18 protein-coding genes and 1 pseudogene are annotated in these 26720 nt (G+C 66.3%); 11 read left to right on the top strand and 8 right to left on the bottom strand.

Annotated features, from left to right (window positions below):
• From HB724_RS20525 to HB724_RS15040, 6 genes and pseudogenes are all read left to right on the top strand, one after another.
• Window positions 1-103 (top strand): annotated as a pseudogene (locus HB724_RS20525) (3-oxoacyl-ACP reductase); the annotation flags it as partial.
• A gap of 9 nt (window positions 104-112) precedes the next feature.
• A complete protein-coding gene (locus HB724_RS15060; protein ID WP_213981762.1) occupies window positions 113-1021 on the top strand; it encodes an amidohydrolase family protein in 909 nt (302 codons plus the stop codon).
• 183 nt (window positions 1022-1204) lie between these two features.
• Window positions 1205-1681 (top strand): sigma-70 family RNA polymerase sigma factor, encoded by a 477-nt coding sequence (locus HB724_RS15055; RefSeq protein WP_213981761.1) that lies wholly within the window; start codon window positions 1205-1207, stop codon window positions 1679-1681.
• On the top strand, window positions 1678-2667 hold the full coding sequence (locus tag HB724_RS15050; RefSeq protein WP_213981760.1) for a FecR family protein: 990 nt from the start codon (window positions 1678-1680) through the stop codon (window positions 2665-2667). The genes HB724_RS15055 and HB724_RS15050 overlap by 4 nt, the downstream gene beginning before the upstream one ends.
• A 160-nt stretch (window positions 2668-2827) precedes the next feature.
• Window positions 2828-6256: a TonB-dependent receptor gene (locus HB724_RS15045; protein ID WP_213981759.1), complete on the top strand. Its 3429-nt coding sequence runs from the start codon at window positions 2828-2830 to the stop codon at window positions 6254-6256.
• Between the two features lie 85 nt (window positions 6257-6341).
• A complete protein-coding gene (locus HB724_RS15040) occupies window positions 6342-9062 on the top strand; it encodes a pitrilysin family protein (RefSeq protein WP_213981758.1) in 2721 nt (906 codons plus the stop codon).
• A 95-nt stretch (window positions 9063-9157) separates the two neighbouring features.
• On the opposite strand, the gene HB724_RS15035 is transcribed toward HB724_RS15040, so the two are convergent.
• Window positions 9158-10756 (bottom strand): DHA2 family efflux MFS transporter permease subunit, encoded by a 1599-nt coding sequence (locus HB724_RS15035; protein ID WP_213981757.1) that lies wholly within the window; start codon window positions 10754-10756, stop codon window positions 9158-9160.
• Window positions 10757-10817: 61 nt separating this feature from the next.
• On the opposite strand from HB724_RS15035, the gene HB724_RS15030 reads away from it, so the two are divergent.
• Genes HB724_RS15030 through HB724_RS15020 form a run of 3 tightly spaced genes read left to right on the top strand, consistent with a single transcriptional unit; the run spans window position 10818 to window position 12954 of the window.
• Window positions 10818-11411, top strand: coding sequence for a TetR/AcrR family transcriptional regulator (locus HB724_RS15030; RefSeq protein ID WP_213981756.1), 594 nt, complete (start codon window positions 10818-10820; stop codon window positions 11409-11411).
• Window positions 11408-11848: a PaaI family thioesterase gene (locus HB724_RS15025; RefSeq protein WP_213981755.1), complete on the top strand. Its 441-nt coding sequence runs from the start codon at window positions 11408-11410 to the stop codon at window positions 11846-11848. Before HB724_RS15030 ends, HB724_RS15025 begins: the two co-directional genes overlap by 4 nt.
• A gap of 11 nt (window positions 11849-11859) precedes the next feature.
• A complete protein-coding gene (locus tag HB724_RS15020) occupies window positions 11860-12954 on the top strand; it encodes an HlyD family secretion protein (RefSeq protein WP_213981754.1) in 1095 nt (364 codons plus the stop codon).
• On the opposite strand, the gene HB724_RS15015 is transcribed toward HB724_RS15020, so the two are convergent.
• From HB724_RS15015 to HB724_RS15000, 4 genes are read right to left on the bottom strand one after another with little or no spacing between them, the layout of a single operon-like run.
• Window positions 12951-14525: an alpha-L-rhamnosidase gene (locus HB724_RS15015; protein WP_213981753.1), complete on the bottom strand. Its 1575-nt coding sequence runs from the start codon at window positions 14523-14525 to the stop codon at window positions 12951-12953. The two genes, HB724_RS15020 and HB724_RS15015, sit on opposite strands and share 4 nt — an antisense overlap.
• Complete coding sequence (locus tag HB724_RS15010) at window positions 14525-16111, bottom strand: glycoside hydrolase 43 family protein (protein ID WP_256731538.1); 1587 nt, start codon at window positions 16109-16111, stop codon at window positions 14525-14527. The genes HB724_RS15015 and HB724_RS15010 overlap by 1 nt, the downstream gene beginning before the upstream one ends.
• Window positions 16111-17187: an L-rhamnose/proton symporter RhaT gene (gene rhaT, locus HB724_RS15005; RefSeq protein ID WP_213981751.1), complete on the bottom strand. Its 1077-nt coding sequence runs from the start codon at window positions 17185-17187 to the stop codon at window positions 16111-16113. The genes HB724_RS15010 and rhaT overlap by 1 nt, the downstream gene beginning before the upstream one ends.
• A complete protein-coding gene (locus HB724_RS15000) occupies window positions 17184-17330 on the bottom strand; it encodes a hypothetical protein (protein ID WP_213981750.1) in 147 nt (48 codons plus the stop codon). The genes rhaT and HB724_RS15000 overlap by 4 nt, the downstream gene beginning before the upstream one ends.
• Before the next feature lie 418 nt (window positions 17331-17748).
• On the opposite strand from HB724_RS15000, the gene HB724_RS14995 reads away from it, so the two are divergent.
• Window positions 17749-20886 carry a TonB-dependent receptor gene (locus HB724_RS14995; protein ID WP_213981749.1) on the top strand — a complete coding sequence of 1046 codons (3138 nt, stop codon included), beginning with the start codon at window positions 17749-17751 and terminating at the stop codon, window positions 20884-20886.
• A gap of 65 nt (window positions 20887-20951) precedes the next feature.
• Complete coding sequence (locus HB724_RS14990) at window positions 20952-22532, top strand: glycosyl hydrolase family 28-related protein (protein WP_213981748.1); 1581 nt, start codon at window positions 20952-20954, stop codon at window positions 22530-22532.
• Between the two features lie 28 nt (window positions 22533-22560).
• Here the strand turns inward: HB724_RS14990 and HB724_RS14985 are convergent, their stop codons facing one another.
• From HB724_RS14985 to HB724_RS14975, 3 genes are read right to left on the bottom strand one after another with little or no spacing between them, the layout of a single operon-like run.
• Complete coding sequence (locus tag HB724_RS14985; RefSeq protein ID WP_213981747.1) at window positions 22561-23901, bottom strand: c-type cytochrome; 1341 nt, start codon at window positions 23899-23901, stop codon at window positions 22561-22563.
• Window positions 23898-26060 (bottom strand): molybdopterin cofactor-binding domain-containing protein, encoded by a 2163-nt coding sequence (locus tag HB724_RS14980; RefSeq protein ID WP_213981746.1) that lies wholly within the window; start codon window positions 26058-26060, stop codon window positions 23898-23900. The genes HB724_RS14985 and HB724_RS14980 overlap by 4 nt, the downstream gene beginning before the upstream one ends.
• A gap of 26 nt (window positions 26061-26086) precedes the next feature.
• Window positions 26087-26542, bottom strand: coding sequence for a (2Fe-2S)-binding protein (locus tag HB724_RS14975; protein ID WP_213981745.1), 456 nt, complete (start codon window positions 26540-26542; stop codon window positions 26087-26089).
• Window positions 26543-26720: the final 178 nt, after the last annotated feature.

Here is a 26720-nt window from a genome sequence, read left to right as displayed (position 1 = left end):
AGTCCACGAATCCGCCGCCATGGTCGCGTTCATGGCATCACACGAATGCTCCTTCACCACCGCACATACCTTCGATACCTCCGGCGGCAGGACTACCTATTGAGCACCGCCCATGCGTGACCTGCCGTTCATCGACGCCCATGTGCATCTGTGGGATCTGGAGCGCATCCGCTATCCCTGGCTGATGCCGCCCTTCGGCCATGACGGGCCGAACGGCAGCGTCGAGGCGATCGCGCGCACTTATATGCTGCCCGACTATTTCGCCGATGCGAGCGGCTGGGACGTGCGCGGCATCGTCCATATCGATGCCGGCGCGGTCCCCGAGGCGGCGCTCGACGAGACCGACTGGCTGCAGGACATGGCGGACGACGGCGGCCTGCCCAGCGCGATCGTGGCGTTCGCCGCGCTCGACCATCCGGGCGTCGAGATGCTGCTCCAGGCGCATGCCCAGCGGCGCAACGTCCGCGGCATCCGCCATATCGTCAACTGGCATGCCGACCCGAACCGGACCTATACGCCGCGCGACGTGACGCAGGACGAAGCCTGGCAGCGCGGCTTCGCGTTGCTGGGCAAATACGGGCTGAGCTTCGACCTCCAGGCCTATCCGGCGCAGTTCCCGGCGCTGGCCCGGCTGATCGAGCGGCATCCCGAAGTGCCGGTGATCGTCAATCATTGCGGCATGATGGTGCCGGGCGATCCCGACGGGCGCGGCGAATGGCGCGCGGGAATGGCGGCGCTGGCGTCCTGCGCCAATGTCTCGGTCAAGATATCGGGTATCGGGTTCGCCTATCGCCCGTGGAACCTCGAAGAGGCGCGCAGCTATGTGCGCGAGACGATCGACATATTCGGAGCCCACCGGGCGATGTTCGCCAGCGACGTGCCGACCGACAAGCTGTTCGGCAGCTTCGATCGCCACCTCCTGGCCTATCGCACGATCATATCCGACCTGACCCTGCCCGAGCAGCGCGCGCTGTTCGCGGGCAATGCCAACCGCATCTACCGGCTCGGCATCGATCTCTGACGGGCGGCGCCCCGGCTTCCGTCAAATAGTAACGTAAGTAACTATTCGCTCGACTTGGGATTTCGCGTCCTTTCCGGGTCGGCTTTGGGCACGATTATTGGAGTCCGGCCCCTAAAAAGCGGCTGCGATGTCAGGTTTCGCCGATATAGGCGTCTAGGGAACTGAAGGAGATCGGAACGCGCGATGCCGAGCTTGGCTGAGATGCTGGCAAAAGCCAGACGGGCCGTTCTCCGGCGCGGCGTCTCCGAAGAGGATGCGGACGAACTCGTGCAGGACGCTTTCCTGAAGATAGAACAATATGAGCGCGTCCACACCGCGCGCTCCAAGGAGGCTTTGCTGGTGACCGCGGCGATCAACCTGTCGATCGATCGCGCCCGCCGAAAGACGCGCGCGCCGTTCGTCGACTTGAGCGACATCCATGCGATCGCCGATCGCACGCCCGATCCGGCGCAGATCGTCGAGGAGCAGGCGCGGCTGCGGCATGCCGCCGAAGGGCTGGCCCAACTCCCCGAGCGCACGCGCCGCATCCTGCTCAAGCGCCGGCTCGAGGATCTCAGCTATGCGGAGATCGCGGCATCCGAGAACATGTCGGTGGCCGCGGTGGAGAAGCAGGTCGCGCGGGCGACGCTGCAATTGATGCAATGGATGGCGGAGTGGTGAGCTTCCGTTCCCCCCAGCAAAGGCGAATCGACGCCGAAGCCGCGGCCTGGATCGCGCGGCTGCAATCGTCCGATCGCTGCGACGCGACCGACGATGCGCTGCGCGCCTGGCTCTACGCGGACGGCGCGCATGAGGAAGCGTTCGAGCGCGCCACGGAGATCTGGGGTATCCTGCCCGGCGCCGCCTTGGTCGCGGCGAACGGGGCGGGGACGCCCGTTACGCGGACGGCGGCACGTCCGGGCCGCACCGAGCGGCCTTCGCCTGCCTGGGGACTGGCGCTTGCGGCGTGCCTGTTGCTGGTCGTCATCGGCGGCGGAGCGGGCTGGTGGCTGATGGGCCGTTCGCTCGGCTATTCGACGCAGCTGGGCGAGCAGAAGGTCGCCACGCTCAAGGACGGCACGCGCATCGCGCTCAACACCGATACGCAGCTCGCGATCGATTATGAGGAGGATGTGCGCCGCGTGCGGCTCGATCGCGGCGAGGCGATGTTCGAAGTCGCACCCAATCCGCGCCGACCCTTCATCGTCACCGCCGGCGACCGGACGGTGCGCGCGGTGGGGACGAGCTTCATCGTGCGCCGGACGGAGCGGGGCGTCGTCGTGACGCTGATCGAGGGCAAGGTCGCGATCAACCAGATCGGCGCGTCGCGGCCCGAGGCGAAGGATGCGCCCACGCTACTGCGCGCGGGCGAGCGGCTGACCGCGACTGTCGATGCGCCCTCGCTGATCGATCAGCCTTCGATGGAGGCGGCCACGGCATGGCGGCGCGGGCAGGCGGTGTTCACCGATACGCCGCTGTCGGCCGCCGTTGCCGAACTCAATCGCTATGGCGGGCCGCGCATCGCGATCGGTGATCCGCGGCTGGCGTCGCTTCGGGTCTCGGGGGTGTTCGCGACCAACGACACTGCCGAATTCGCCTCCGCGATCGCTTCGCTGCACGGCCTGCGCGTGCAGCAATCGGGCAGCGAACTGCGGATCGTGCGGTAGCAATGTTATAAAATTACGCGAGGGCGAACATCGGCTTTGAGATAAAACCCATCCTTTACCGGTAATTACATTTTTATTGCCTCCTGATGTCGGTTTTGCGGTGCAGCATCGTCTGATGCTGTGAGGGTCGCGATGCGCGCGATCCCCAGGGGGGAAATCGATGGTTTCGAAAGTTTCGTTGACGGCCTATGCGCTCGCGAGCTGCGCAATCGCGGCTCCGCTTGCGGCACATGCGCAAGCCAGTTTCACGTTCGACCTTCCCGCGCAGGCGCTTGAAAGATCGCTGCGTGCCGTGGCGGCACAGACCAGCTCGAACATCGTGTTCTCCGACGCTGCGGTGCGCGGCAAGACGGCGCCCGCGCTGCATGGCGATTTCAGCACGGTGGACGCCTATCGCAGGCTGCTCCAGGGCAGCGGGCTTTCGCTCAGCGTGACGAGCGGCGGCTCCTATATTGTCGGCACGCCGCAGTCCGGCGGCACCCAGACCACGGCGGCGGTGACGGCCGGATCGGGCTCGATCTTCGGCCATGTCGCCCAGGCGGACGGCGGCCGCAACATCGCCGGCGCGCTGGTGCGCATCGTCGAGACTGGCCAGACCACATCCGCCGACGATTCGGGCAATTTCCGCTTCCCGGACCTGCGCGCGGGCCAGTACACGCTCGAAATCTCGTTCCTGGGCTTCGAGACGATCACCCAGACGGTCGAACTGACGGGCGGCGAGGACGCCAGCATCGACCTGACGATGGCCCAGCCGGGCGGACCGGGATCCGACATCGTCGTCTATGGCTCGCGCAGCGCCCGCGCCAATGCGCTCAACCTCCAGCGCACCGCCGAGAATAATTCCGACGTGATCTCCGCCGACGATCTCGGCAATTTCACCGGCACCACCTTTTCCGACGCGCTGCGCCGCGCGCCCGGCGTCTCGTTCCAGCGCGACTCGCTGACCGGCGACGGCACCAACGTCGTCGTCCGCGGCCTCGATCCGGACATGAACAACGTCAAGCTCAACGGGCTCCAGCTTCCGGTCGGCAACGGCACCGGCCGTTCGGCGGACCTGAGCAACCTGCTGGCGGATTCGGTCGCCAAGATCACGATCAGCAAGAGCCTGCTCCCCAGCCAGGACAGCGCCGGCACCGGCGGCCTGGTCGAGATCGAGACGATGTCGCCGCTCAACCGGCCGCATCGCTATGCCAATCTCCAGGCCGAGACGGGCCTGAGCGGCAAGGATTTCAGCCGCGACCTGCTGGTTTCGGGCACGGTTGCGGGCCGTTTCGGCGCGCAGGACAATCTCGGCCTCAGCGCGTCGGTCCAGTATCGCCGCAACTCGGTGCGCAACATCTCGTACAACACGGTGACCAAGTTCGGCGCGTTCCTGCCGAACAACGCCGACGGCAGCCTGCCGACTTCGGCCGATGCGGTCGATCCACTCGCGATCTTTCCGTTCGCGCCGGGCGACGACGGCGCCTATGTCAGCCAGATTGAGACCGGCTTCAACCATGTGAAGCAGACCACGCTGGCGGCGACGGTCTCCGGCGAGTGGCAGGTCGGCGAGCACACCAACCTGAAGTTCGACTTCCAGCACTCGGAAGCCAAGCGCACCACCTATTCGCTGACCGACATCTTCTCGGCCCCGATGAAATATTCGGACGTGCCGGGCGGCGAGGTGCGTTCCGCGCTGCACGTCGATCTGGCCGATGATAATGCGGGGCTGCAGCGCGAACAGCAGTATCGCTACGATCCCGACGCCAAGACGGTCACCGACACCTACAGCTTCAACGGCAAGTCCAGCTTCGGCAAATTCACCTTCAAATATCTGCTCGGCTATGCCCATGGCAGCGAGGATCACGGGCGCAACACCACGCTCGATCTTCGCCCACCGGCGACTGCGGCGACGGCGGATTATTTTCTGCCCGAGGCGATCGATCCCACGCTCGGCTATATCGTCTCGCCGTTCGCGCCGCGCAGCGGCAGCGCTATCCCGATCCCGCTGCTCAGCAATGCTGGCTGGGCGCTCATCAACGATCCGTCGAAATACACGATCACGGCGGGCACCGGCCAGATCGACGTCACCACCGGCAAGAACGACCGCTACACCGCCGATCTCAGCACGCGCTGGGACATGAACTGGGGATTCCTGAAATATATCGAGGTCGGTGCCCGCTACGAGCGCGCCACCTTCAAGAACAATCTACTGCGTACTCAATTCGCCGGCAACGCGAGCATCCAGCAACTGGGGCTGCCGTTCGAGCCGACCGATCTCGGCCGGGTCGGTGTCAGCGGCGCGAACTTCACTGCGATGAGTGAAGCGACGCTGATCCACTTCCTCGACAATATCGGTCAGTACATGGCGGCGAACCCCGACCTCCAGCTGGCGCCGATCCCACCGGCCGAGGGGCAGGACAAGCAATCGACGCGGGAGGACAATTACGCTGCCTATCTCCAGGCGCGGCTGGAGTTCGGCAAGCTCGAGGTGATCGGCGGCGTGCGCTATAACCGCACCGATCTGGCGGCGAACAATCTCGTCTTCCCCACCTATACCGGACCGCTGCTCGACGGATCGGGTCTCGGCAACGATCTTCCCTTCCAGAACCAGTTCACTAAGCTTGTCTCCGAAAAGGTCTCGTCGGAGGATTTCCTGCCGCGCGTGCTGTTCAATTATCGCCAGACCGACAATCTGATCTTCCGCGGCGGCTATTTCATGTCGGTCGCCCGCCCGCAGATCGGCGAGCTTTCGGCGCAGACCCGGATCGCCTTCATCAACTTCCCGATCCCTGGGCCCAACGGCCCCCAGCCGATCCTCCAGATCAGCTCGGGCAACCCGAACCTGAAGCAGGCGACGACGCATAATTTCGATCTGAGCGCCGAATATTATCACAAGATCGGCATCATCAAGATCGGTGGGTTCTATAAGCGGATCAACAATCTGCTCCAGTCCAACCAGAGCGACGGACCGGCCAACCTGGCCAATCTCACGCTGCCCGATCACCCCTATTTCCAGGGGGCGCCCTATTTCGATCCGGCGCATCCGGAGAATTACCAGATCATCGGTTTCGCGCCGATCAACAGCAGCCATCCGGCCACTATCTGGGGCATCGAAGGGCAGTTCGAGCGCCAGTTCGACTTCCTGCCCGGCGCGCTGAGCGGCCTGGGCATCTATGCCAACTATACCTACACGCACAGCAGCCGCTGGCAGCGCTACAGCTGGCCCTTCGCGCCGGCGGGCCAGGACATCTACGAATTCTCGGGCCTGCCGTTCAACCAGCAGCCCAAGCATTCGGGCACGGCCTCGCTGACCTACAACAAATACGGTTTCGATGCGACGCTGGCCTACAGCTTCCAGTCGAGGACGCTGAACAATTTCGCGCCGCGCGGGCTCAGCGTCTATGACAAGGGCGTCCAGACGCTGGACTTCCACGGCGAATATTATCTCGATCCGACGACCCGCAAGGTGCGTATCTATGTCGAGGCGTCGGACCTGCTCAAGAGCACCGATACGCCCGACGTGCAGCAGTTGATCGCCGGCTATTACACCCGCGCCACCTATCTGGGCGGGCGCAAGTTCAAGATCGGCATTTCCACCATTTTCTAAGGCGGCCGATCCGGCGGTCGCGTTCCGGCCGGTTCCCCCTGCTCCCAGGGGAACCGGCCTTTTACCTCCAAGGAAGAATTTTCCCATGAAGCCTATGAAGCTGCTCCTCGCGTCGGCGGCCATCGCCATTGCCGCCACGCAACCCGTGCGTGCGCAGGAGGCGGTGCCTTACGAGCAATTCACGCTCGGCAACGGCCTGCGCGTCGTCGTGCATGAGGATCACAAGACGCCGAAGGTGGCCTTCACCGTCTGGTATCATGTGGGATCGATGAACGAGCCGGCTGGCAAATCCGGCTTCGCGCATCTCTATGAGCATCTGATGTTCAACGGCTCCGAACATCACGACAAGGAATATATGCCGCCGCTCCAGGAGATCGGCACGTCGGGCGTCAACGGCGCCACCTCGCTCGACCAGACCTATTATTACGAGATCGTCCCCACCGGCGGCCTCGAACGGGTTTTATGGCTGGAATCGGATCGCATGGGCTATCTGCTCGGCGCGATCACCCAGGCCAAGCTCGACGAGCAGCGCGCCGTCGTCCAGAACGAAAAGCGCACCCGCGAGAACCAGCCCTATGCCGCGATGAACGATCGCGAGGCGGAGGGCATCTTCCCGGTCAACCATCCCTATTACCACTCGACCATCGGATCGATGGCGGACCTGAACGCCGCCTCGCTGGAGGACGTGAAGGACTGGTTCCGCAAATATTACGGCGCGGCCAATGCGGTCGTCACGCTGAGCGGCGACGTCACCATCGCGCAGGCCAGGACGCTGATGGAGAAATATTTCGGCAGCATCCCCTCGGGTCCGCCCACCGGCCGGATCAAGGCCTGGGTGCCGACGCTCCCGGTCGACAAGGCCGAAGTGATGCAGGACGACGTCCCGCAGACCGCGATCGCCTGGAACTGGCCGGTGCCGGGCAGCGGCACGGCGGAAGCGCCGGCGCTGCGCATGGCGGCCTATGTGCTCGGCCGCGGCAAGACCTCGCGGCTCTACAAGGCGCTGGTCCAGGACCAGCAGATCGCGAGCTCCGCGACCGCCAGCTATGACAGCTTCGCGATCGCGGGCACCTTCTCGATCGACGTGCGGCTTAAGGACGGCGCCGATCGCGCCAAGGCGGAGGCGGCGATCGCCGGCGTGCTCCGCGATTTCCTCAAGACCGGCCCGACCGAGGATGAGCTGAAGCGCTCCAAGATCAGCTCCTATGGCGACAATGCCCGTTCGATGGAGTCGATCTTCGTCAAGGCGATGGCGCTGACCGCCGGCACGATGTTCGACGACAATCCCGGCCAATATGCCGAGGACGAACGCCGCTTCGGCGCGGTCACCAACGCCGATGTGCGCGGCGCCACGGCCAACTGGCTGACCAAGGGCTCCTATCATCTGACCGTGCTGCCCTTCGGCAGCCACAAGGTGAGCGTCGACACCGCCGATCGCGGCAATATCCCGGCATTGGGCGCGTCGCCCTCGCTGACGCTGCCGACGGTGCGCGAGGCGAAGCTTTCGAACGGCATCCGCGTGGTGCTTTCCGAACGGCCGGGCACGCCGACCGTCGAGATGGCGATGGTGTTCGATGCCGGCCAGGCGGCCGAGCAGCACATGAAGAAGGGGCTCCAGGGCTTCACGCTCGGGATGATGGACGAAGGCACGCGCACGCTGAACGCCCAGGCATTCGCCGAGCGCCAGGCGATGGTCGGCACGCGCATCTATGCCTATGGCGACAGCGACACGACCGACTTCGCGTTGTCGGCGCTCACCCGCTCGCTGCCCGAGTCCGTGGCGCTCTGGGCGGACTATGTCCGCAATCCGGGCTTCCGGCAGGAGGATCTGGAGCGCGACCGCGCGCTGAACCTCTCGACGCTGTCCCAGTCGCTGGTCAATCCGGGAGAGATGGCGCAGCGCACCTTCAACAACCTGCTCTACGGCAAGGACCATGCATACGGTTCCGCGCTGGCGGGCCGGGCGGAGACGCTAAAGTCGATCACGCGCGACGATCTGGTCGCGTTCCACGAGAGCTGGATCCGGCCGGACAACGCGGTGATCTACGCCTCGGGCGATACCACGCTGCCGGTGCTGGTCGCGGCGCTCGAAAAGGGCTTTGGCGACTGGAAGGCGCCCGCGCGGCCCAAGGGCGTGAAGACGCTCGATCCGATCGCCCCGCAAAAGGCGGCCCGGATCATCCTGATCGACAAACCCGGCGCGATCCAGTCGATGATCCGGGTGGGCGAGATCATGCCGTCGGGGCTCGACGCGCATGATTTCGATCTGGGCGCGCTGAACGATGTGCTCGGGGGGGCCTTCACCTCGCGCCTCAACATGAACCTGCGTGAGGACAAGGGTTGGTCCTACGGCGTCAACAGCTTCATCGCCGATGCGCGCGGGCCGCAGGCATTCGGCGTCGCGACCAGCGTCCAGACCGACAAGACCGCGGAATCGCTGGCGGAGATCAGCAAGGAGCTCCACGCGATCCAGAAGACCAGGCCGGCGAGCCAGGCCGAGCTGGAACTGCTCGCCAAGGGCCAGGTGCTGGCGCTGCCCGGCCAGTTCGAGACCAACCAGGCGATGGTCGGCTATCTCCAGTACGTGAACCGGTTCGGGAAGCCGTATGACTACATCACGACGCTGCCGGCCCAATATGCCGGCCTGCGCCCGGAGACGATCACGACGACCGCCAACACGCTGCTGCATCCCGATGCGATGACCTGGGTCGTGGTGGGCGATCTCGCCAAGACCGAAGCGAAGATCCGCGCGCTCAACTTCGGCACGGTCGAGGTGTGGGACGCGGAAGGGCGCAAGCTGCGCTGAGCGGCGGGTTCGGGGGAGGTCGGTCGGCCTCCTCCATTCCGTCACTCCGGCCGATGTGGCGGGATGACGATAAAAGCGGCCCGGGGTCGTCAACCTCAATGCGCCTCGATCGGCCCCGATGCCGCCTGCCTTGGCGGGCGGCATAGCGGCACTAGCACCAGCGCCCCGACGAACAGCCAGGCCATCAGCCGGAACACATCGTCGAAGGCGAGGGTGAGCGCCTCGCGTCCGACGATCCGGCCCATCAGCGCCTGCGCGGTCAGCAGCGCGCGGGCAGGATCGGGGGTGACCGCGCCGATCTGTTGGGCAAGGCTGGCGACCGTGTCTGTCGCGGCGCGGGGCGCATTGCCCAGTGCCTCGGCCAGGCGGAGCGTGTGCAGCCGGCTCATGTCCTGTAGCCAGGTCGTGGTGACGGCGATGCCGATCGCCCCGCCCAGGTTGCGCATCAGGTTGAACAGGCCCGAGGCATAGCGCAGCTCCGCGCCGGCAAAGCCGTTCAGCGCCAGCCCGACGCTGGGCACGATGCACAGCATGATTGCGAAGCTGCGCACCAGTTGCGGCCAGAGCAACGCCTGGAAGCCCCATTCGGGCGTCATCGCCGAGAACAGCCACAGGCCGAAGGCGAACAGGGCCAGCCCCACGGTGATGACGATGCGCTGGTCCACCCGCTGCGACAGCGCCGCCGCGATCGGCACGCCCATGAGCTGCGCGATACCGGCGATGAAGACGGTCGTGCCGATCTCGCTGGCATTATAGCCGCGCACGCGCCCCAGGAAGAGCGGCACGAGATAGGTGCCGGCATAGAGGCCGAAGCCGATCACCAGGTTGAAGATGCAGGCGAAGGCGAAGGTCGGCTTGGCGAAGGGGCTCAGCCGGACGATCGGCGAGGACGAGCGGAACGAGCGCTCGAGGAACAGCACGAACGCCACCAGCGACACCCAGGCGCCGATCGCAATGCCGCTGTCGCTGAACCAATCGTTCTTCGGCCCTTCTTCCAGCACATATTCGAGCCCGCCCAGGAACACCGCCATGGCGCCCAGATGCACCCAGTCGATCCGCTTGAGCATCCCGAGATTGGGCCGATCGACGCGGATCACGAAGATCGCGAGCAGCGTCACCGCCGCACCCGGCGCGACGTTGATGTAGAATACCCAGCGCCAGTTCCAGGCATCGGTGATCCAGCCGCCCACCGTCGGCCCCAGCGTCGGCGCCAGCACCGATACCATGCCCAGGATCGCCGGGATCATCGCGCGCTGTTTGCCCGAGAACATCGCGAAGCCCGTGGCGAACACGGTCGGCACCATCGCGCCGCCGACGAACCCCTGGATCGCCCGGAAGAGGATCATCGATTCGATGTTCCAGGCGAGGCCGCACAGCGCGCTCGAAACCGTGAACAGCCCCGCCGAGAGCGCGAACAGCCAGCGTGTCGACAGCGCCTGCGCCAGGAAGGCGGAGAAGGGGATCATCACCAGCTCCGCCATCAGATAGGCGGTCTGCACCCAGGAGATCTCGTCCGGCCCGGTGGAGAGGCCGGCCTGCACTTCGTTGAGCGATGCGGCGACGATCTGGATGTCGATCAGCGCCATGAACTGGCCGAACGCCATGATCCCGAAGATCAGGAATTTCAGGCGATCGGGCAGCGCCATCGGATCGATCGGCGAGGGCGATGACGCCGAAGCCGCGGATTCAGCCATTGCAATTCGACTCCGTCATTCTTTATATTATGTGCGTCATATAAACGGAGTTCACAAGCCCATGCGCTATGGCAGCGAGCACAAGGAGCAGACGCGGGCGCGGGTGCTGAAGGAAGCCGCGCGCGAGATCCGCGCCAAGGGGCCGGGCGGGATCGGCGTCGCCGGGATCATGGCGCGCGCCGGGCTGACGCATGGCGGCTTCTATGCCCATTTCAAATCGAAGGACGCGCTGGTCGCGGCGGCGCTCGATTCGATGTTCGACGATGCGCGGGCACGGTTGGAGCGGACGGCGGCCGATGCCGATCCGCGTGTGGCGCTGCGCAGCTATATCGATTTCTATCTGTCTTCGGCGCATCGCGACGCGCGCGATCGCGGCTGTCCGTTGCCCGCGCTTTCCGGCGATCTGGCGCGGAGTGATGCCGATGCACGCGTCCGCTTCGGCCAGGGGCTGGCAGGGCTCACCGCGCGCATGGCGGAGAAGCTGCGGCTGATCGGCCATGCCGAACCCGAGCGGGGCGCCGCGTCGCTGGTCGCCGAGCTGGTCGGCGCGGTCGCACTGGCCCGTGCCGTCGCTGATCCCGAGCAGTCGGACGCGATATTGGCGAACGCGCATGCATCGGCATGCGAGCGCTTCGGCCTGGGAGACGCGGCATGAGCGACCGGGAAACGCCGCTCAGCGGGATCGAGCAACTCCGCCACATGCTGGAAACCGACGCGCAGCCGCCGATCGGCCGCACCTTCGGCGTCTCGCTGGTCGAGGTGGAGGAGGGGCGCGCGGTGTTCGAGGGCGTGCCGGACGAGCGCAGTCTCAATCCGCTCGGCACCATCCATGGCGGTTATGCCGCGACCATGCTCGATTCCGCCTGCGGCATCGCCGTGCATTCGCGGCTGGCGGCGGGGCAGAGCTATACCACGCTCGAATTGAAGGTCGCCTATCACCGCGCGATGACACCCGGGACAGGCAAGGTCCGTGCGATCGGCACCGTCCTGTCCTTCGGCCGCCGCGTCGCTTTCGCCGAAGCCAGGATCCTCGATTCCCAGGACCGGCTGATCGCCTCGGCCACGTCGACCCTGTTGGTGTTTGCCCAGTGAACGCTCCCGCCATGATCCAGACCGACGCCGTGCCGAAGCGGCGCCTCCGCATCTCGCGCAACCCGCTGATCGTGGGCGTGATCGCCCTGCTGGTGGCCTTGGCCGGCATCGCCTGGCTGCTCTCCCCGCGCTCCAGCGAGTCGACCGACAACGCCTATGTGAAGGCCGACAGCAGCACCGTGGCACCCAAGGTGGGCGGGCTGGTGACCGATGTGCTGGTGCAGGACAATCAGGTCGTCCATGCCGGCCAGCCGCTGGTGCGGATCGACATGCGCGATTTCAACGCGCGCGTCGCCGCCGCGGAGGCCGATCTGGCCGATGCGGTTGCGGGCGTGGCGGATGCGCGGGCGGCGCTCGAAGCGCTCGGCGCCGACCGCCAGCTTGCCGTCGCCGGCGTGCGTGCGGTGCAGACCAATATCCGTTCCGCCGATGCCGAATATGCCCGCGCCGATGCCGATCGCGCGCGCTACGAGGCGCTGCTGGCGCAGGGCTTCGCCACCCGCCGCGATGTCGAGCGGATGCGCGCGACCGCGGTCGGCGCGGCCTCGTCGCTCGATCGCACGCGTGCCGATCGCGACACGGCGACTCGGCAGGTGGAAGTGACGCTGGCACGGCGGCCCGTGCTGGAGGCGCAGCTTGCCAAGGCGCAGGCGGCCGAAGCGCGTGCCCGCGCGGCGCTCGATCTCGCGCGGCAGGATCGCGACCATACGGTGATCCTCGCGCCGATCGACGGCATCGTCGGCAATCGCCAGGTGCAGATGGGAGACTATGTCCAGCCCGGCACGCGGCTGCTGACCCTGGTGCCGGTGAGCGGCCTCTATGTCGTCGCCAATTTCAAGGAAACTCAGACGCGCAGGATGGTGCCCGGCCAAGCGGCGCGTGTGCATGTCGATGCGCTCGACGGCGAGACGCTGCGCGGCCATGTCGAGAGCTTCGCGCCGGCATCGGGCGCCGAGTTCGCGCTGCTGCCGTTCGAGCCGGGCTCGGGCAATTTCACCAAGATCGTCCAGCGCGTGGGCGTGCGCATCCGCATCGACCCGGACCAGCCGCTCGCCCGGCGCCTGCGCGCCGGGCTCTCGGTGACGGCGGATGTGTCGCTGCGCTAGACCAGCACCCGCTCATTGGCTGAGAGGGTGATGCGGCGGGGCTTGCGTCCTTCCAGGCGCAGTGTGACGCGCTGGGTGCCGGGCTCGATCCCGACCAGATAGGAGGGGGCGCCGGCCTTGTCGGTGACCAGTCGGGCCGCGCCGCCTTCGATCCGCCCGATCGGCTTGCCGCTCAGGCGCAGATCGACGCCGGTGCCGGAATAGGCCATTTCCATGCCCCGGCCCGCATCGGTGCTTGCCGTGAAGCGGGCGCCGGCCGCGGCGGTGTGGCGCGGCCGCGCGTTCCAGTGCAGCGCATCGGCTTCCTCGCACGCGCCCATCAGGCGCCAGGTGTAATCCACCATCACCAGCGCGGTGGGCGAATAGTCGGGATGATCCTCGCCTGCGGTGAAGACGCCGGTCTGCGGATCCATCTGCTGGCGGAAGGTCATGTCGGCCTGGATCGCCTCGCACCAGCGGTTCATCATCACCGAGAATTCCGCCGCGCGGCCATAATGGTCCATCCAGCGGCCCGCACGCAGCGCGGTCAGCGCCTGCGATGCGCCGCCCCAGCTATTGGCGGGGATCGGCCGGACGAACGTCGGATCGTCCATCGCGATCGAACTGAGCGGGTATTTCCCCCAGAACGCCTTGGGATTGTGGAGCTGGCGCGTCCACATTGCCTCGAACAGCTTCCGGTCGACGACATGCTCGCCGCATACCCGGCTCAATATGTCGGAGCGGACGCGGACGAACTGGCCCTGCGCGTCGAGATCGTAGAAGGCGGCGTCCTCACCGACCCAGAGCTTGTTCAGGATCAGCGCGCGGATCTGCTCGGCCTGTTCGGTCCAGCGATCAGCTTCCACGCGCTTCCCCAGCGCCGTCGCCATCTCGGCCAGCGCGCGGCGGGCACCATAGACGGTCGCCGAGAGATCGGGGCAGAGCCGCGGCAGCGACGCGACCGGGTGATGCGTGCGCGCATCCTTGTTGGGGCACTGGTTGGGCATGCCCGCCCAGCGCGGGGAATTGTCGTGCCCCGTGTCATAGGTGCAGAAACCTTCGATCAGCCCGGTGCCGCGCGTGTTGCGATAGCGCATCAGCCAACCGTCCCAGGCCGAGCAGGCGCGATAGGCGGCCTGGAGCAGCTCGCCGTCGCCGGTGGCGAGCGCGAGTTCCCAGGCAGTGGCGGCGATCGGCACCACCATCTGGATCTGGCCGAAGCTGGTCTCGGCGATCTTGTTGTTGGCCGGAAGCTGCCCGTCGGCACGTTGCAGCTCGAAGAAGGTCAGATGGCTGCCCCGCGCCACGTCGGGCCGGAACTTCCGATAGACCAGCGATTCATGCGGGCCGCATTCCTGCCAGATGCCCTTGTAGACCGATCCCTCGATCAGCACCGGCTTGCTGACATAGGGCATGACCTGCACGTTCCCGGCGAGCACCGCGAGCGCCTTGTCATAGGCGGCCTGCCAGCCGGCATTGCCGGTGGTGAAGACAGGCGCGCTGTCCGCCGCCGCTTCGGCCAGCGCACGCTGCGCGGCGGGGAGGGTGGCGAGCGTGGCGGCGGTGCCCGCAAGGAAGGCGCGGCGGTCCATCAGCGCGCGCCCTCGGAGCGATCGACATGGAACCAGTCCACGTCGATCGACCCGCCTTTCCCGTCGCGATTGTAGGAGAACAGGGCAGGGCGCGAGCCCTTCCACCACGAGAAGCGCGCCAGCCACATCGGCTCGCCCAGCGGCCTAAAGCTGCGCCCGCCGTCGAAGCTGTAGGCGTAGCGCACAGTCTGGTCCTCGTCGACATCGGCGCGCAGATCGATCGTCGTGCCGGCCAGCTCGGGGCCGGGCGTCTCCACGCCTTCATTGGCGAAGGTCACGCGGGTCTTGCCCTCGGCACGCACCAGCCCGATCCAGCTCGGCCGGACGCCGAACAAGGTGAGACCGGCACGCTGCCCCTCGGCCATGCGGCTCGCATCGATCCGCGCGGTGAAGCGGGCATGCGGACCCTGGAGGATCTGGGTCAGCGTGTTGCGGGCGGTGACGAGATATCGGGCAGGCAGGGCATCGAGGCGCATCCAGCCGGGCCGGGCGGTCAGGCTCCAGGCGCTGTCGTCCGGGTTGTGGTTCCACGACCATTGCAGGCCGAGCTGCCCGCCCGAGAACTCGTCCGAATCCTGGAGCCGCTCATTGATGGGCACGCTTCCCGTGTCGGGCATCGCATGCGTGAGCACCGGTTGCCCTGCAAAGCGGTCCGGCATCTGGCGGCCCATGATCGGCCAGTCGTCCTGCCAGACCACCGGCTGGAGATGGACGATCCGCCCGAACGCGCCGGTCGAATTGAAATGCGCGAACCAGCCCTGGCCCGAGGGCGTCTCGACCCAGCCGCCCTGGTGCGGCCCCTGGATCGGCGTGCCGCCCTGTTCGAGCACGGTACGCCACTCATAGGGGCCGGTGATCTTCCGCGCCCGGCCGACGGCCTGGCTGCCGCGCTCGACGCCGCCGATCGGCGCGAAGATGTAATACCAGCCGTTGCGCTTGTAGAATTTCGGCCCTTCCAGCACCGGCAGGTTGATCTTGTCCTCGACGATCAGCTTGCCTTCGTCGAGCAGCTTCATCCCGTTCGGCGACATGCGGTGCAGGATCAGCGGCCCCGCGCCGAGCTTGGAATGGACCAGCCAGGCGGTGCCATCCTCGTCCCAGAAGGGGCAGGGGTCTTCCAGCCCCGGCCCGGCGATGAGCTGGACCGGCGCGCTCCACGGGCCTTCGGGCCGCTTGGCGGTGGAGACGAAGATGCCTTCGTCGGGCGTCGGGAAATAGACGTAGAACAGCCCGTCATGGAAACGGATGCTGGGCGCCCAGACGCCGCTGCCATATTTGGTGCCGCCGATCGGCTTGGAGATCGCATCGGTCAGCGTGTGCGGCCCCGGCATGTCATATTCGGGAGCGAAGGGCAGCCTGGGCAGGACGTGGCCGACGATGCTCCAATGGATCAGGTCGCGCGAATGCAGCACCGGGATGCCCGGCGACAGATGGAAGCTCGACGCGACGAGGTAATAATCCTGCCCGACACGGATGATGTCGGGGTCCGAATAATCCGCGTACAGGATCGGATTGGTATAGGTCTGCTGCGCGGCGGCCGGTCCGGCCAGCACAAGGGCAGCGGCGAGGAGGATCGGGCCGCGCATCATGCCGCCAGCATGTTGCCGTAGCCGATGACCACGGTGGCGACCACGAGCAGGCCCACGCCCGCCCAGACCATCGCCCGCACCCGCGTCGCGGCATCCTTCCACTCGCGGAAGGCGAAGCCCCAGAGCGTGCCGAAGATGATGATCGAGGCCATGTGCAGCGTCCAGGAGGAGAAGCCGAATTTGCCCATCTGGCTTTCGCCCATCGTGTAGAAGAAGAACTGGAAATACCAGGCGGTGCCGGCCACCGCGCAGAGCAGGTAATTGACCAGCATGGGCGGGCGCCCCGCGGGCAAGTCGACGCTCGGGGCGCTGCGGCCGAGCCATTGGCCGGCGCTGCGGTTCTTGAGGATCAGCCAGGTGCACCACAGCGCGTTGGTGACGAGCCCGCCGAACATGACGAGGCACAGGATCGGCAGGCCGGTCCAGAGCGGGCCCGTGCCCGCAGCGGCGGAGATCGCCTTGATCGGCTCGCCGGCGGCAAGGCCGAAGGCGAAGCAGGACGACATGATGCCGGAGAAGACCGCGACGGCGACGCCCTTGCGGAAATTGAACTCGGCGACGGCTGCCGCCTTCTGCTCGGGAGAAAGCGCGGCATCCTTGCGCGCGCCCGCCAGCGCGACGACGATGATGCCCAGCAACGTGATGGCCAGGCCCAGCAGGACGATGTTGCCGCTGGGATTGTCGAGCAGCTTGGCGGCGAAATCGCCCTGGAAGATCGGCGGAATCAGCGTGCCGAACACGGTGCACAGCCCCAGCACCACCGCCATGCCGAGCGACAGGCCGAGATAACGCATGGTGAGGCCGTAGGTGAGGCCGCCGAAACCCCAGAGCATCCCGAAGATCACCGGCCATACCAAAGCCGGCGTCGGCGCGCGCGAGAGCACGCCGAGCAGGTCGTTGGTCTGGATCGAGGCGAAGAACCACGGCGCCAGCAGCCACGAGAAGATGCCGCCGGTCAGCCAGTATATCTCCCACGACCAGCGCTTCACGCCGCGATAGGGAACATAGAAGCTCGCCGAGGCGAGGCCGCCCAGCCAGTGGAAGACGACACCCAGAAGGGGATTGGCGGTCAAGAGATCATCTCCTCAACAGGACGGGCGTCGAGCGGCGCGCGCTCGGACAGGAATGCATTTGCGGGGTGCGCGCCGTAATCGGCGATGCCGTTGCGGTAGCGGTAACAGTCCTGTCGGGCCTGTTCGGGGATGGGGCCTTGCAATTCACTCTCCTACAGCGGCCGTTGCCGCCAATTACCACCGAATCCGGGGCGCATTGCGCTATATCCCACATTGTGGGAGTAAATGGTATAAGCTGAGACGGCGAACGTCAAATGCTGATTGGGGCCGTCGAAAGATGGCCGATTTGGGTGGTTGCGGCCACCCTGCCTTTCCAAGGGCAATCGATAAGCAACAGATAATCAAGGATAAATTATGATCGCGGTTGTCACCGGAGGGTGTGGCGATTTGTGATTGACGTTACGTGTCTCATTAATTATAGACACTTTCCATCATATGGGATTTAGTGCGCTTAAAAATGGTAGCGCTAACATTCCGGGTCGTAACAAGCTTTCAAGCCGCAATAGCCCGGCTTGGCCTTTCGGGGCCGGCGGGGAAGACGGTGATAGGGAGAGGGACAAAATGGCGAATTTCATCAAAGGTCATCGTGCGCGTTTTCTGTGCGGAACGACGCTTCTGGCGCTGGGCCTGACATCGCAGGCCGCATTCGCGCAGACCGCGACGCCGCAGCAGGACACCACCGCAACGGCGCCCGCCGACCAGGCAGTCGATCAGTCCGCCCCGGCAGCCGATGCCGCGCCGCAGGATTTCCCCGAAACCGAGATCATCGTCACCGGCTCGCGCATCGCGCGCAACGGCTTCGACGCCTCGACGCCGGTGAGCGTCGTCAGCCAGGACGACATCAAGCTCTCGGGTAACGTCAACATCGAGAAGACGCTGGCGCAGTTGCCCCAGGCGGTCGGCTCGCAGTTCGGCACCGCCACATCGAACACCGTTCCGGGCGGCTTTGCGGACGTCAATCTTCGCGGCTTCGGCTCGAACCGCAACCTCGTCCTGGTCAATGGCCGCCGCTTCGCCATCTATGGCCCGGAGCAGGTCGTCGATCTCAACACGATCCCGTCGTCGCTGATCGCCCGCACCGAGATCGTTACCGGCGGTTCGTCGGCGGTCTATGGCTCGGATGCGATCACCGGCGTCGTCAATTTCATCATGCGCGACGATTTCGAGGGCGTCGAAGCCCGCGGCCAGGTGAACATCGATGCGCCGACCGGCACGCCGGTCTATAATTTCGACCTCACGATGGGCGGCAACTTCTCCGAGGGCCGCGGCAACATCGTCGTCTCGGGCAACTATCTGAAGCGCGGTTCGATCACGCGCGGCCAGCGCGGCGAATATGCCTTCGACTCGTTGTCCGACGGCTGCGTCGTGCCCGGCTCGGGCAGCGCCGATCATGCCGGCACGCCCTTTTCGGTGCCCGGCGGCCAGACCTGCCTCCAGGCCGGCGGCCAGCCCGGCTTCATCGCCAGCGGCAGCGGCGACATTCCCAATGGCCGTTTCTCGGGCATCCCGGCTTTCGGCGGCGCGAACGCGGGGCTCAACGCGGCCTATGCGGCGGCCGGCCTCGGTTCGCTCGGATCGCGCGGCTTCACCTTCAACGATGCGGGCGACACGGCGCGCCCGGCACTGACGCCGCAGGACGATTTCAACCTCGGCCCCGACAATTACCTCATCCAGCCGCAGGAGCGCTGGATGATCAACAGCTTCGGCCATTATGATTTCACCGACAACATCACCGGCTATATGGAGCTGCACTTCTCCCGGAACACGGTGGATGCGCGCCTGGCGCCGACCAATGTCGGCTCGCCGACCCTGTTCAATGTGAACAACCCCTATCTCTCGCCGGAGATGCAGTCGGTCTTCAACCAGCTCGATCTGGCCGAGGTCGGCACCACCACCGTCACCGCCGGCACTTCCACGCTCACCACCACGCCGGGCGACGGCCTGGCCGTCATCACCGCCGGCCGCCGCTACGTCGAGGTCGGTGCCCGTCTGGCGAGCGAGCGCCGCAACGTGTTCCGCGGCGCCTGGGGCCTGCGCGGCAACATCGGCAGCCTTTCGGATAACTTCCTGAGCAATCTGAAGTTCGACGCCTATTACACCTATTCGCGCAGCGAAGACACGCTGCTGCTGCAGAATGCGATCTCGCGCAGCCGCCTCCAGGCGAACCTGCTCTCGGTCGGCGGCGCCGCGCCGGTCTGCAACATCTTCGGCCAGAATATTTCGGACGCCTGCGTCAAGGCGATCTCGATCAGCGCGACCAACAGCACGGTCGCCACGCAGGAAGTGGCGCAGGCCAGCGTCACCGGTGACCTGTTCAAGCTGCCGGCTGGCCCGGTGGGCTTCTCGTTCGGCACCGAATGGCGCAAGACCAGCGCGACCTTCACGCCGGATTCGTTCCTGGCATCGGGCGACGTCGCCGGCTTCAACCCCGGCCTGCCGACCCAGGGCAGCGTGACGGTGAAGGAGCTCTTCGGCGAAGTCCGCGTGCCGCTGATCCACAACACGCGCTTCATCGACGACCTGACCGTCAATGGCGGTTTCCGCTATTCGGACTATAATCTGGACGGCATCGGCGGCCAGTGGACCTATCTGGGCGGCGTCGACTGGCGCGTGAGCCCGGATATCGCGTTCCGCGCGCAATATCAGCGCGCGATCCGTGCGCCGAACGTCAACGAACTGTTCGGCGGCACCAATCGCCAGACCGGCGCCGCGGTCGATCCGTGTTCGGATCGTACCCCGCTCGCGCAGCGTTCGGATGCGCTGAGGGCCGTCTGCATCGCGACCGGCGTTCCGGGCGCGCAGGTGTTCCAGCACGACGTCCAGCCCAACGACATCTTCCCGGCGGATCTGGGCGGCAACCCCAATCTCGGTGCGGAAAAGTCCAACACCTATACCGCCGGCGTGGTGTTCACGCCGCGCTTCGCGCCGCGCCTCTACGTCAGCGTCGATTATTTCAACATCAAGCTGAACGGTGCGGTCTCGCAGCTCGGCGGCGGCGTGCAGGGCACGCTCAACCTGTGCTATAACATCCTCCAGGACGCCAACAGCGAGTTCTGCCAGGCGATCCGCCGCAACCCGACCACGGGCGAGATCAACGATCCCTATGTCGCGCAGATCCGCAACGCGAACTCCGGCGCGCTGCAGACCTCGGGCGTCGACTTCGCGGCTCGCTATCACTTCGATGTGGGCTTCGGTTTCCCGGGCCTCGCCGATCGCAGCTCGTTCGATATCGGCACCAACTACACCTATACCTACGACTTCACTTCGACTCCGGTCGAAGCGCTGCCGGACATCAAGAACTATTGCGCCGGATCGTTCGGCCCGACCTGCGGCCAGCCGCTGCCGACCTGGCGCGGCACGACGCGCGTCACCTGGAACCTCGACGATCTCAGCCTGAGCGTGCGCCATCGCTATCTCGGCGGCGTGACCACCGATCGCTATATCGTGCCGCTGCGCCAGGGTTCGGCTTCGGTGCCGACGCTGGCGAGCATCGCCTATCCGAAGCTGCCGGCGCAGAATTATTTCGACGTCTCGTTCAACTATGATCTGAGCAAGGGCGTCGAACTGTTCGGCGGCGCCAACAACGTCACCGGCAAGGAGCCGCCGGTCACCACCCAGGGGCCGAACGCCAATACCTGGTCGGCGACCTATGACGTGCTCGGCACCGAGTTCTTCTTCGGCGCCACGCTGAAGTTCTGATAGGTAGGGGCGAGGCGGGGAGACCCGTCTCGCCCGATCCGTTTCATCTGATTTTGGAGAAGCGCGTGACGCTCGACCGCCGCTCGATCCTGTTCGGAGGTGCGGCCGGCGCCGCCTTCCTCGCCGCTTCCACGCCCGGCTTCGCATCGGCATTGCCGGGCCCCGAAGACTTCAATTGGGTCAATGTCCGCCATTTCGGCGCCAAGGGCGACGGCGTTGCGATCGACACCCCGGCGATCAATCGCGCGATCGATCACGCGGCGGAGCGCGGCGGCGGGACGGTCTATTTCCCCGCCGGCACCTATGCCTGCTACACGATCCGGCTGAAGAGCAACATCACGCTCCATCTCGACAATGGCGCGGTGATCCTCGCCGCTGCACCTTCGGCTTCGGGCGGCTATGACGTGGCCGAGCCGATCGACCCGGCCTATGAAGCCTTTCAGGATTATGGCCATAGCCATTGGAAGAACAGCCTGATCTGGGGCGAGGGGCTTCACGACATCGCGATCACCGGCCAGGGCCTGATCTGGGGCAAGGGGCTGGGTCGCGGCGACGGCAAGGACAATTGGCTCAAGGATCCCAACGGTCCCGGCACCGGCAACAAGGCGATCGGGCTCAAGCGCTGCCGCAACGTGACGCTGCGCGACTTCAAGATCCTGGAGGGCGGCTGGTTCGCGCTGCTCGCCACCGGCGTCGACAATCTGACGATCGACAACCTGCTGGTCGATACCAATCGCGACGGCTTCGACATCGATTGCTGCAAGAATGTCCGCGTGACCAATTGCACGGTCAATTCGCCCTATGACGACGCGATCTGCCCGAAGAGCAGCTATGCGCTGGGCGAGCCGCGCGTCACGGAGAATGTGATGATCGCGAACTGCTTCGTCACCGGCAATTACCAGATCGGATCGGTGATCGACGGCACCTGGAAGAAGATGCCGCCCGATTTCGCCTCGCTGATCCACGGCCGCATCAAGTTCGGCACCGAGACGAACGGCGGCTTCCGCAACATCACCATCACCAATTGCGTGTTCGAGGACAGCCGCGGCCTCGCTTTCGAGACGGTCGACGGCGCGATGATCGAGGACGTCACGGTCAGCAACATCACGATGCGCGGAATCATCGACGCGCCGCTGTTCCTGCGGCTCGGCAAGCGGATGCGCGGGCCCGCGGGCCGCCCGATCGGCACGATGAAGCGCATCCAGATCCAGAATATCGTCAGCTCGAACGCGACGCTCCTGCCGTCGGTGATCGCCGGGCTGATCGATCATCCGATCGAGGATGTGCGCATCTCGGACGTGTATTTCCACCATGTCGGCGGCGCACCGGCGGCAATGGCGGCGATCCGTCCGCCCGAGGCCGAGCTCGGCTATCCCGAGGCGACGATGTTCGGCGATCTGCCCGCGACCGGCTTCTTCGTCCGCCATGCGCGCCACCTCGAGATGAACAATGTCGAGATCGCCGTGGCGGCCCCCGATCCGCGGCCGGCATTCCGGCTGGAGGACGTGCAGGACGCCGATTTCACGCGCATCCGCGTGCCCAAGGCGCCGGCCTTCGCGCTCGATCGGGTCACGGCCTTCCGCAACAGCGCAAGCGGCGGCATGAAGGACATGTGGATGGAAGGTCCGGTCTCCGGAACCTTCTAGGCCGAGGCTTTTACCAGCGGCCGGCGGGTCAATTCGCCTTGCGCAGCTTCGCCACCTGTTCCGCTGTCACGCTCGACGGCTTCGCGCCGAACCGTGCAGTGACATAGTTCGCCACCGCGGCGATCTCCGCGTCGCTATAGGCGTGCCCGAACGCCGGCATGACCGACTGGCCCTGCGGCGTGCTGCGGCTCGCGCCCTGGATGATGACCTGAGCCACATTGGTCGCGTCGGGATCGTTGACCGCGCGCGTGCCGTTCAGCGTCGCCAGGCCGGTCAGCGTGCCGCTGCCGCTCCAGGCATGGCAGCCGATACAGGCGCCCTCGAAGATCTTCTTGCCGAGCGGTGCATGCTGATCGGCGGCGGCGAGGGCGTGCGTGGCCGGGGCGAGGGCAGTCTTCGGCTGGGGCTGGTCGGGTGTGGAGATGGCCGGAACGGTGCGGATATAAGTCACCAGCGCGGCGATATCGGACTTGGTGAGCTTGCTGAGGCTGAGATCCACGGCCTCGCCCATCGGGCCCGCCGCGGTGCCGCGGCCCGGCGCATGGCCCTGCGACAGATATTGCGCGATCTCGGCATCGCTCCAGCCGCCCACGCCGGTCGCCTTGTCGGCGGTCAGGTTGAAGGCGCGCCATCCGGCGGCGACCGCGCCGGCATATTTGCTGCGGTTGTCGAGAGCCTGGGCCAGGTTGCGCGGCGTATGGCATTCGCCGCAATGGCCGAGCGCCTCGGCCAGATAGGCGCCGCGGTTCCATGCCGGGCTGCGATCGGCGTTCGGCTCGAAGCGCTGGTTCGGATTGAACAGCCCGCCCCAGATCGACATCAGCCAGCGCTGGTTGAACGGCCAGGAAAAGGCGAGGGCGGGCGTCTGCCGGCGTACCGGCGCGAGCGTGGCGAGATAGGCGCGGATCGCCAGCGCGTCGGCATCGGTCAGATAGGTGTAGGAGGCATAGGGCATCGCCGGATAAAGGCGCCCTTTCGGCCCCTTGCCCTCGCGCAGCGCCGCCAGGAACTGTGCGTCGGTCCAGTTGCCGATGCCGGTTTCCTTGTCGGGCGTGATGTTGGGCGACCAGATCGTGCCGAAGGGCAGCCTGAACGCCAGCCCGCCGGCGAAGGGCGTGCCGCCCTTGGCAGTGTGGCAGGCCTGGCAATCGGCGGCGATCGTCAGATATTTGCCGCGCTCGACCGGATCGGCGGAGGCGAAGTCGGCCGGCACGCCGGTCGGCGATCCTGCCTTGTACTTGGCGAGCGGGACGGCGCGGCCGCCGGCGAAATCCATCGGCCCGGGGCCGAACGCGATCCAGGCGAACACGCCCGCACCCGCCACGACGATCGCGGCGACGATGCCCAGCACGATGCGGCTGCGGCTCATGCTTCTTTCCTTCCGGCCAGCACGTCGCGATCGATCGGCAGGCGACGCAGCCGCTTGCCGGTGGCGGCGAAGATCGCATTGGCGAGTGCCGGCGCGGCGGCGGTCGTCCCGGCCTCGCCGATCCCGCCCGGCGCCTCGCCGCTCTGGAGCACATAGACGTCGATCGGCGGCGTCTCGTTCAGGCGCAGCATGCGATAGTCGTGGAAATTGCTCTGCTGCACGCGGCCCTTGTCGATCGTGATCTCGCCGAACAGGGCGGCGGTCAGCCCGAAGACCAGTCCGCCCTGGATCTGCGCGGCCACGGTGTTCGGATTGACGGCGATACCAGTGTCAACGACGCAGGTGATACGGCGCAGCTTGACCTCGCCGTCGCCATCGACCTCGACTTCGGTGACGTTGGCGATCCAGCTCGCAAAGGCGGGCTGGACCGAGACGCCGCGCCCGCAATCGGCCGGCAGCGGCGTGCCCCAGCCCGATTTCTCGGCGGCATAGCGGAGCGCCGTCTGCAGCCGCGGCGCCTTGCCGAGCATGCCTAGCCGGAACTGGACCGGATCGATCCCGGCCCTGTGCGCCAGTTCGTCGATGAAGCTCTCGATCACGAAGACATTGTGCGCCGGCCCGACCCCGCGCCAGAAGCCGGTGGTCACGCCCGGCGGCTCCTCGCGGACGTGCGATACCTCGAAGTTGGGAATGTCGTAGGGCATGTCGGCCGCGCAATCGACCGCGTCGAAATCTTTGCCGTCGACAAAGGCGGGCGGCAGCCAGCGGGCCAGCACCGAAGAGCCGGTGATGATGTGCCGCCACGCGCTGATCCTGTCGCCGTCGAGCCTGGCGCTCAGCCGATCGTGCCAGGCGGGGCGATAGACGTCGTGGCGGATATCCTCCTCGCGGCTCCACACCACTTTCACCGGCGAAGTGACATGCTGGGCGATCCGCACCGCCGTCTCGACCTGATCGACCTCCAGCCGCCGGCCGAAGCCGCCGCCGAGCAGGTGATTGTTGACGATCACCTGCTCGGGCGGGAGCCCGGTGACCTTCGCCGCCACGGCCTGGGCGCGGGTCATCACCTGGATGCCGGTCCAGATCTCACAGCGGCCGGCGGTGACATGGACGGTGCAGTTCATCGGCTCCATCGTCGCGTGCGCCAGGAAGGGCACGTCATAGGCGGCCTCGATCGCGTCGTCGCCAAGCGCCTTGCCGACATCGCCGACAGTCTTCGCCACAACGCCGGGCCGGCTGCTCGCCTTGACCAGCCGATCGCGGACCTGCGCCGTATCGACGCCCGCATTGGCGCCGTCCGCCCATTCGATGTCCAGCGCGGCGAGGCCCTGGAGCGCCGCCCACATATGATCGCCGACCACGGCGACCAGATCGTCGAGCACCACCACCTGGCGGAATCCGGGCACGGATTTCGCCCGCGCGTCGTCGACATGCGCGACCTTGCCGCCCTGCACGGGCGCATGCGCGAAGGTGGCGAACTTCACGCCCGGCGGCATCGCGTCGATACCGTATTTGGCCGTGCCGTTGACCTTGTCCGGCGTGTCGAGCCGGCGCAGCGACTTGCCGATCAGGCGGAATTTCGACGGATCCTTGAGCAGCGGATCGGCGGGCGGCTTGAGCCCCGCCGCGCGCCCCGCGAGCGCGCCATAGCCGATGCGGCGGCCGCTGGCGTCGTGGATCACTTCGCTCCATCCGGTGCGGCAGCTTGCCGGATCGACACCCCAGCCCTTGGCGGCGGCCTGGACCAGGATCGCGCGCGTCCCCGCACCGGCCTTGCGCAGCGGCGTCCAGAAGGCGCGGATCGAATTGGAATTGCCGGTCGCCTGGAGACCGAACACCGGATTGCCGTAGAGTGCATCGCTCGGCGGGGCGTGTTCGAACGTCACCTTGTGCCAATCGGCGTCGAGCTCCTCGGCCAGGATCATGCAGATCGAGGTATAGACGCCCTGGCCCATCTCGACCTGCGGCATGACCAGCTTGATCTCGCCGGTTGGATTGATGCGGATAAAGGCATTGGGCGCGAAGCCGGAAACGACCTGTTCCGCCGCCTCGGCCCGCACGACGAACCCGACCAGCAGCCCGCCGCCGACGGCAGCGCCGATCTGGAGCAATGCCCGACGGGAAAGGGCGGGTCCGGCTGGGGCGGTGGTGACGGACATGGCACGGACCTCGAATTGAGGAAGGTTCAGGCGGCTGTGGCGGCTTTCTTGATCGCCTCGCGGATGCGGACATAGGTGCCGCAGCGGCAGATATTGCCCGCCATCGCGGCGTCGATATCGGCATCGTCGGGCGAGGGCGTGGTCGCGAGCAGCGCGGCGGCCGCCATGATCTGGCCGGACTGGCAATAGCCGCATTGGACGACTTCGAGATCGAGCCAGGCGCGCTGCGCCTTCGCGCCCGCCGTCGTCGCGCCGATTGCCTCGATCGTGGTGACCGCGCGCGTGCCGAGCGTGCCCACGGCGAGCTGGCAGGAACGCAGCGGCTGACCATCGACATGCACCGTGCAGGCCCCGCACTGGGCGATGCCGCAGCCAAATTTGGTGCCGGTGAGCCCGATCACGTCGCGCAGCACCCAGAGGAGCGGCATGTCCGGGGGGACATCGACATCATGTGCGGCCCCATTGACGGTCAACGTCACCATGTCGCCCCCAATTCCGCGGCAAAATGCCGCAGCTACTGGCCTCCGCAGATTCCGGCGCACCGGCCTGCGATTACCGAACGAGGCTACGACCGGATCGCAGCGCGCGTCAATATAAGGACCGGTGATGCACATCGCGGCGCGCGCGGCTTTCTTCCGCTGAACGATCGGGAATTCCCAA

The sequence above is a fragment of the Sphingomonas sp. dw_22 genome (assembly GCF_018449795.1).
In the GTDB taxonomy this organism is placed as follows: domain Bacteria; phylum Pseudomonadota; class Alphaproteobacteria; order Sphingomonadales; family Sphingomonadaceae; genus Sphingomonas.
Note: the sequence above shows the minus strand (reverse complement) of the source record. Positions and strands in the feature narration are given on the sequence as shown.